Below are 8,021 nucleotides of genomic sequence, written 5' to 3'. Positions count from 1 at the left end.
CTTTCGTACCATGCTTGTGTTCGTTCGTGGAGAGCTTTATTGTAAACTAATCTTACACAGCCCAAAGTGCGCCGCAATAGCGACTCTTGTTCGGGTGTGGGGTAAAATCGAAACGAGTAGGCTTTTTCCATGTCTCACATTCTGGCATATATTCCGTAAATGTGTTAATATTTAACAGTAAAGCCGTCGTAGAACGACGGGGTTTCAGACCCAAAATTTTCGATGAGCAATTGTTTAGGTGTGTTAGGCCACCTAAAGGGCCGACCCTAAAAACCTGAGAACGAACTATTTATAGACAAAACTCTCATGCAGAAACCGCAAGTTATTTTTCTCGATGCTGTGGGTACTCTTTTTGGAGTAAAAGGCAGTGTCGGAGCAATTTATAGCCAAATAGCGGCGGATTTTGGGGTAGAGGTGGCGGCCGAGAGTCTAGAACAATCTTTCTTGGCTATTTTCCCCACTTCTCCCCCTCTCGCTTTTCCTAACGTTGAACCTGCACAAATTCCTGAGTTAGAGTATCAGTGGTGGCGATCGCTGACTGGGGCAGTTTTTAATAATTTAGGTTATCTGGCACGATTTCCCGATTTTGAGGCTTTTTTTGGCCAACTTTATCGTCATTTTGCCACGGCCGAGCCTTGGGTGCTGTACGAGGATGTCATTCCCGCTTTAAGACTCTGGCAGATTCAGGGGATCGAGTTGGGCATTATTTCTAATTTTGATAGTCGTATCTACCAAGTTTTGGCTGAATTAGGCTTAGAATATTTTTTTCGATCGATCACGATTTCTTCCCAGACAGGAGCGGCTAAACCCGATCCGGAAATTTTTCAAATCGCCCTACAAAAACATGATTGTTCCCCCGCACAAGCTTGGCATATTGGCGATAGTAAAAAAGAGGATTACCAAGGAGCAAAATCCTTGGGTATAGAAGCGTTTTTAATTAAAAGATCAACAGGTCAAGAGAGAAAAAGTCTTTCAGTGGGAATAGGGGATAGGGAGGGAATACATACCCTACCAGCTAATACCTAACCCTCAAACTGCTTGAATCCCCATCGGGATTTTAGACTGATTCCTGCGATGGAATGGAAGTAGATTCTGACTGATCAGCGTTAGGGTCTGTCTCTTTGGGGGCGGCCACTTTTACCAAAGCATGACGCAAAACATCTTCTCCGAGAGTGTATCCTCGCACTAACTGCTCGACCACCGTGCCTTCGGGATGTTCATCGGTGTACTCCCGCATCATCGCTTCGTGGTAGGTGGGATCAAAGGGTTGACCTTCCGAACGCATGGGGGAAACGCCTAAACGCTTGAGACTCTCTACTAAGATTTTATAGACCCCTTGGTAACTCTTGTGAATACCCATCTCGCCATCATTAGCCGGTTTAATTTGAGTACGGGCGCGCTCAAAATTATCCACCACGCCAAGAATTTCCATCAGGGTTTTGCCCTTGATTTTTGTTTCCAGTTCCTCTTTTTCCTTGGCTGTGCGTTTGCGAAAATTGTCGAAATCGGCCGCTAGAGTGATATAGCGTTTCTTGTAGGCATCAACCTGTTGGGTTTGTTCCTCTAGCTGCTGTTTGAGATTGTCGATTTCCTCTTGTAGAGCATCGATAGTCATTCCGCCTAGAAGGGAAAATTCCTCGCTAGAGGCTGCTTGGTTCGTCACCGTTTTGGCTTCATCGGTGACACTGGCTTCCGATTCGGTTGTAAGGGATTCGGGGTAATTAGGAAAGGATTCTTGGTTTTCGTCGAAAATTGCTGAGGTATTTGGTTCTGCACTCATAGTATACAATTTTAGTGGTGAATTTGGCAATATATGACCATTTACTGCTAATTTTGGTCTTTAAGTACCAGCTAATAATCAAGGTTTAACCTTTAATGTAACATTTTGTGGACAAGATGCGTAACTGGATATAAGCGACCCCGATAGATAATCGGTGATCTAGAAAAATTTTTGCTAGAATGCAATTTTCTCAGTAAAATTGGGAACATTTAAGGGTAGTGGAGAGGTTAAGAATCGTCTATGACATTTTCTTCCAAGAAAACCCGTGCCGTTGCCCTGCGCAATTACTTTTCGCCCTTTGGTAACAAGTTGGTGCAGTCGGGATATATCGGTGCCGACCAGATGCAACAGGCCCTAGTGGAAACACGGAAATCGGGACGATCGCTAGTAGAAATATTACAACAAGTAACCGGGCGCCCTTTGCCCCCGGATTTACAGCGACAGTATAAGAAAAACCAGTTATTTGAACTAAAAATTCTCTACGGAGTCGAATCGATCGACCCCGAATTAACCGATGTGGATGGACTGGAAATAGCCCGATTGATCGATTCTTTGATTCCGATCGATCTTTGTCGTCGCTATCGTCTCATCCCCCTGCGAAAGATCGAAGGAGAGCCGGCTGCGATTTTGATAGCCATGGTCGATCCCGACAACCTCGATGCTTCCGACGATATTAATCGTATTCTCCGTCCCAAGGATTTAGGTTTACAGCGTTTGGTGATTACCGGCGAAGATTATGAAAGATTACTGGAAAAATTCCACTCGGCTCAATCGGAACTAGAACAGGAAAAAGCCCGACGGCAAAAAGAAAAAGAACTGGAAAAACTCTCGGATCTCACCGATATTGTCGGCAATATTGATGTGGCCTCCGGGGGTGCTAACGATGAAGCGGCCGATGATCTCGGAGAAGGGGACGCTAATCAAGCCCCCGTCATCAACCTCGTCAATAAAATTCTAGCTAAAGCCCTACAGGAAGGGGCTTCCGATATTCACATCGAACCCCAAGAAGAATTCCTGAAAATTCGCTTTCGCAAAGATGGAGTTCTTCATCAAGCTTTTGATCCACTGCCGAAAAAAATTACCCCGGCGGTTACAGCCCGTTTTAAAATCATGGCCGATCTCGATATCGCCGAACGTCGTCTTCCCCAAGATGGTAAAATTCGGCGGATATATCAAGGGCGGAAAGTGGATTTTCGGGTTAATACCCTACCCAGTCGCTACGGGGAAAAAGTCTGTTTACGGATTCTCGACAACTCGGCTACCCAGTTGGGTTTAGATAAACTAATCACCGACCAAAAGACCCTGCAAATCGTCCGAGACATGGCTAGTCGTCCCTTTGGTCTGTTGCTGGTGACAGGACCGACTGGTTCAGGGAAATCCACCAGTTTATACTCGGTGTTAGCGGAAAGAAATCACCCTGGAGTTAATATTAGTACCGCCGAAGACCCGATCGAGTATTCTCTACCAGGCATCACCCAGGTGCAGGTAATTCGCGAGAAAGGCATGGATTTCGCCTCGATTCTGCGGGCATTTATGCGACAAGACCCGGATATTATTCTGGTGGGAGAAACTAGGGACAAGGAAACGGCTAAAACAGCGATCGAGGCCGCCTTGACCGGTCACTTGGTCTTAACTACCCTACACACCAACGATGCCGCAGGTGCGATCTCTCGTCTCGATGAGATGGGGGTTGAACCGTTTATGATTTCTGGTTCTCTCTTGGGAGTCTTGGCCCAGCGTCTCATGCGGCGCGTCTGTAGCCAATGTCGAGTCGCCTATCACCCCACCCAAGAGGAATTAGCCCGTTTTGGTCTTGCCGCTGCCAATGAACGGGAAGTGACCTTTTATAAGGCTAATACCCTGACCCTAGAGGAAATTCAACAGGCGCGAAAACAGGGTAATCTTTGTCCCAAATGTGGTGGCAGCGGTTATAAAGGTCGCGTCGGGGTCTATGAGGTAATGCAAAATAGTGAACGACTACAGCAGTTAATTAACCAAGGGGCAACCACCGATCGCATTAAGGAGACGGCCGTCGATGAGGGCATGGTGACACTCCTAGCCTACAGTTTAAATCTGGTGCGCGAGGGTTACACCACCCTGGAAGAAGTGGAACGGGTGACATTTACCGATTCTGGTCTGGAAGCGGAACTAAAAGCCAAACGGAAAAGCGGTTTAATCTGTCGTGGTTGTCGCGCCGAACTACAACCAGAATGGCTCGATTGTCCCTATTGTATGACACCGCGATTTAGTGACTAAGACAGTTTTTCAGTTATCAGTTATCAGTTATGAGATTTGAGTTTTAAGTAAGGAGTATTAAGTGAGTAGTCTTAAATAGCACTTTCCCAATGTCTTTTCACTGTTCACTGGTTACTGGTTACTGTTCACTGATTTTACCTTATAGATGGGGTTTAACTTATGGAATTAATGATCGAAGATTTAATGGAACAATTGGTCGAGATGGGCGGTTCCGATATGCACATTCAGTCTGGGGCGCCGGTCTATTTTCGCATCAGTGGCAAACTGTCCCCGATTAATGAAGAATCTTTAACCCCGCAAGATTGTCAGAAATTGATTTTTAGTATGCTCAATAATACCCAAAGAAAAGAGTTAGAGCAGAATTGGGAATTAGACTGTTCTTATGGGGTGAAAGGATTAGCAAGATTTAGGGTCAATGTTTATAAAGAAAGGGGGGCTTATGCAGCTTGTTTACGGGCTTTGTCCTCTAAAATTCCTAACTTTGAACAATTAAATTTACCTAGAGTAGTACGGGAGTTATCGGAAAGACCGAGGGGATTAATTCTCGTAACCGGCCAAACAGGTTCAGGTAAAACTACCACTTTAGCGGCAATTTTAGACTTAATTAATCGGACTAGGTCTGAACATATTTTAACGGTAGAAGACCCAATTGAATACGTTTTTCCTAATATAAAAAGTCTGTTTCACCAACGACAAAAAGGAGAAGATACCAAGAGTTTTGCTAACGCTTTAAGAGCATCTTTACGGGAAGATCCTGATATTATCCTTGTGGGAGAAATGCGGGATTTAGAAACAATTAGTTTGGCAATCACGGCGGCAGAAACCGGTCACTTAGTCTTCGGAACCCTACACACTAGCTCGGCAGCGGGAACAGTGGATCGGATTATTGACGTTTTTCCGGCTAACCAACAGGCACAAATTCGCGCCATGTTATCCAATTCTTTACTAGCAGTTTTTAGTCAAAACCTAGTCAAGAAAAAAAATCCTAAACCGGGAGAATTTGGTCGGGCAATGGTACAGGAAATCATGGTGGTAACTCCAGCGATCGCTAACCTAATTCGGGAAGGAAAAGCCCCCCAAGTCTATTCAGCAATTCAAACGGGAATGAAGTTAGGAATGCAAACCATGGAACAGGGATTAGCTAATTTAGTTGTTAGGGGTGTTGTCTCTTTGGAAGAGGCCATTTCTAAAAGCGGTAAACCCGATGAATTACAACGTCTTATCGCCGGGGCCGGCGCTAACGCTAAAGCCCGGATTTAATAACAAATAGTAACCTTTAAGCGTTCGTCAGCCCCTATCAGTTATCAGTGAACAGTAACCAGTAATCAGTGAAAAGAAAGTACCGAAGTTTTCACTTAACAGTATCTAGGGTTTGCGGCAAAAAGCTTTTCCTGGGGGCAGGGTGTGGGGTGTGGGGTGTGGGGTGTGGGGTTTTATCGATTTTCAGGTGGTCAACTACCTAATTTTCAGGGAAAAAGTCCCGGAATTTTCCCCCCGATCACCCCTAGCTAAGGCACTTTTCGAGGGGAAAAAAGTCTAAAAGTCTTATCCAACAAGGTTTTTAGATTTATTCAGCAAACCCTATCTACCCACTTAAAACTCCAATCTGATAACTGATAACTGATAACTGATAACTGATAACTGATAACTGATAACTGATTTGTCCTATGCCTAATTTTGTCGCACAAGTTAAAAACGGCTCTGGAAAAGTTTTCCAAGAGAAAGTTGAGGCCATGTCTCCCGAACAGGCCCGGACGATGCTGAGGGCAAAATATGCCGCCGTCGGTAAGGTCAAAAAAGTGGGGGGAGAGATCGATCTTTCCGGTTTAAAGTTGATGTTTGCCAGCATTTCCATCAAAGATAAAGCGGTTTTTTCCCGTCAATTTTCGGTAATGATTAATGCTGGTGTGGCGATTGTGAGATGTTTGGGAGTTTTGGGGGATCAATGCGGTAATCCCAAGATGAAAAAAGCCCTACAAGCGATTAGTGCTGAGGTACAGCAAGGGACTCCGTTATCGGAAGCGATGGCCAAACATCCCGAATGTTTTGATGAACTTTATGTCAGTATGGTCGAAGCTGGAGAGACGGGGGGGGTACTCGATGAAGTGCTGAACCGTCTCTCGAAACTTTTGGAAGATATGGCCCGCTTGAAAAACCAGATTAAATCAGCGATGACTTATCCGGTAGCGGTGGGAATTTTGGCGATAATTGTGTTTTTCGGGATGACAATTTTTTTAATTCCCGTGTTTGCGAAAATTTTCATCGATTTAAACGTGCCACTACCAGCTTTAACGCAATTTATGCTCTTTTTAAGTGGTGTGATGCGTAGTTGGTTGATTTTAATTCCGATTGTCACCATTGTTGCCACGGTTTTTTTACTGCGTCGCTATTACAAAACCCCGATGGGTCGTCTGCAAATTGACCAGTTTTTCCTTAAAATGCCTCTTTTTGGTGATTTGAATGAAAAATCGGCTGTGGCTAGATTTTGCCGGGTTTTTGGGACTCTGACGCGTTCTGGTGTCCCGATTTTAAGTTCCCTCGACATCGTTTGTAATACGGTGGGTAATCAGGTAATTGCCAATGCGATTTCCGGTGCCAAGGCGGAAATTCAGCAGGGGGGAATGATGAGTTTGGCCCTACAAAAAGCCAATGTTTTCCCACCTTTGGCAATTCAAATGATTAGTATTGGGGAGGAAACGGGAGAATTAGATGCCATGATGATGAAAGTGGCGGATTTCTACGAAGATGAGGTGGAACAGGCCGTTAAAGCTTTAACCAGTATCATTGAACCCTTGATGATGGTTGGTATTGCGGGGATCGTGGGAACTATTCTTTTGTCTATGTATCTGCCCATGTTTAAAATCTTCGACGCGTTGGGATAAGTTTATCAGTGATCAGTGATCAGTGACTATTGCCGGTAGCTGGAAATCAGCAAGATTTTAATTTTTATCTCCTTTTATTTGATTAGGTGAATCTGTGTCTTACGAAACTTTATTAGCGGAATATAGCTGTCGTCAGGGGGCGATCGAATTATTGCGACAATATCGCCCTTATTTAGAGTTAATTCCTAGTATGCGTCGTCCTGAAGAGAGTTTAATTACTATTCCCTTGCCCTTGGTCAGAATTCGTCCATCTTCTGCCCTTGAATCTAGAAAGACGGTACAATTAGCTTGTGATTTGGCTATTCTGATGTGTGATCCGGAATGGAAAATTAAATTAGGTTCAGAAATCCTGATTTTTATCCATCGTCCGGGGGAAGATTTTTCTGATTTGTTGAAACGCTGGCGCGAAACACAAATATGTTTAGATAAAGAATATGAATGGTTAATGCCCCCCAGAGAACAACATATGTTTAGTGAAGGTGCAGAAACAATTCATCCTTTATTTGTGGTTTTTGATCAAACGGCCGAGAGAATAAAAAAGGGTTTAAGAGGGGCTTTTTTACCGATGGTTGTTCAAAGTTATCGGCCAGCTTTGATTGATGATTGCTTAGAATTAGTCGATCAAGATTAGCTGACTCTCTGGGGGGGTGCATCTCATTTTTGTAAATCTACTAATTTGGGATTTTTAGTTCTTCGGTTTGTCTTATGCAACGTACAGGGTTATAAGGAATGAAACTCTTATAGAGAAAGACATTTGGCGATTTTTGTTAATTGTTTTCGATCTAGAGCGAACTAATCAATTAAATCTCTTGCCAGATAAGGATTTAGTCGATTTATGCCACCCTATCGAACCATACTAAGTAACGAAGAACTGGATTTTTCAGGGGAAACTTTCTCCTAAAATTGGGCGTTACTTTCGGTTTTATGACTCAATCCAAGCTTTTGGGGGGTAGAACCCCCCAAACCCCTAGGGCTGTTTCATTCTCCCATCAGAATATCAAAAGTAAAAGCGATCACTGTCTTTGTAAAATGAGAAGTGACCGCCAACCTTTAAAATATATGTTGAGCTTAATAGAAAAACTGAAACAAGTCAAGGACTTTCG

Annotated in this window: 7 protein-coding genes; 5 read left to right on the top strand and 2 right to left on the bottom strand. The window is 43.9% G+C overall.

The genetic code is table 11. The annotated features are described in order from the left end of the window. Positions 1-131 (bottom strand): helix-turn-helix domain-containing protein (locus IM322_RS15900; protein WP_272079660.1); only part of this gene is annotated, 131 nt, incomplete at its 3' end. Between the two features lie 175 nt (positions 132-306). On the opposite strand from IM322_RS15900, the gene IM322_RS15895 reads away from it, so the two are divergent. After that, positions 307-1,026 carry an HAD-IA family hydrolase gene (locus IM322_RS15895; protein WP_287675829.1) on the top strand — a complete coding sequence of 240 codons (720 nt, stop codon included), beginning with the start codon at positions 307-309 and terminating at the stop codon, positions 1,024-1,026. A 31-nt stretch (positions 1,027-1,057) separates the two neighbouring features. On the opposite strand, the gene grpE is transcribed toward IM322_RS15895, so the two are convergent. Continuing rightward, positions 1,058-1,780, bottom strand: coding sequence for a nucleotide exchange factor GrpE (gene grpE / locus IM322_RS15890; RefSeq protein WP_287675828.1), 723 nt, complete (start codon positions 1,778-1,780; stop codon positions 1,058-1,060). Between the two features lie 240 nt (positions 1,781-2,020). Between grpE and IM322_RS15885 the strand changes: the two genes are divergently transcribed. The 4 genes from IM322_RS15885 (at position 2,021) to IM322_RS15870 (ending at position 7,549) form a co-directional block, all read left to right on the top strand. After that, a complete protein-coding gene (locus IM322_RS15885) occupies positions 2,021-4,036 on the top strand; it encodes a GspE/PulE family protein (protein ID WP_287675826.1) in 2,016 nt (671 codons plus the stop codon). Between the two features lie 159 nt (positions 4,037-4,195). Next, the gene (locus IM322_RS15880) at positions 4,196-5,296 is read left to right on the top strand and encodes a type IV pilus twitching motility protein PilT (protein WP_002797770.1); all 1,101 of its coding nucleotides are present in this window, start codon (positions 4,196-4,198) and stop codon (positions 5,294-5,296) included. A 407-nt stretch (positions 5,297-5,703) separates the two neighbouring features. After that, entirely contained in the window at positions 5,704-6,918 is a 1,215-nt protein-coding gene (locus tag IM322_RS15875) for a type II secretion system F family protein (protein WP_287675824.1), read from the top strand. A gap of 94 nt (positions 6,919-7,012) precedes the next feature. Continuing rightward, positions 7,013-7,549 (top strand): hypothetical protein, encoded by a 537-nt coding sequence (locus IM322_RS15870; protein WP_287675823.1) that lies wholly within the window; start codon positions 7,013-7,015, stop codon positions 7,547-7,549. The last annotated feature ends 472 nt before the right edge of the window (positions 7,550-8,021 follow it).

The sequence above is a fragment of the Microcystis sp. M109S1 genome (genome assembly GCF_020247025.1).
In the GTDB taxonomy this organism is placed as follows: Bacteria; Cyanobacteriota; Cyanobacteriia; order Cyanobacteriales; family Microcystaceae; genus Microcystis.
The sequence above is the reverse complement of the archived record's forward strand: the minus strand, read 5'-3'. Positions and strand labels throughout refer to the sequence as shown.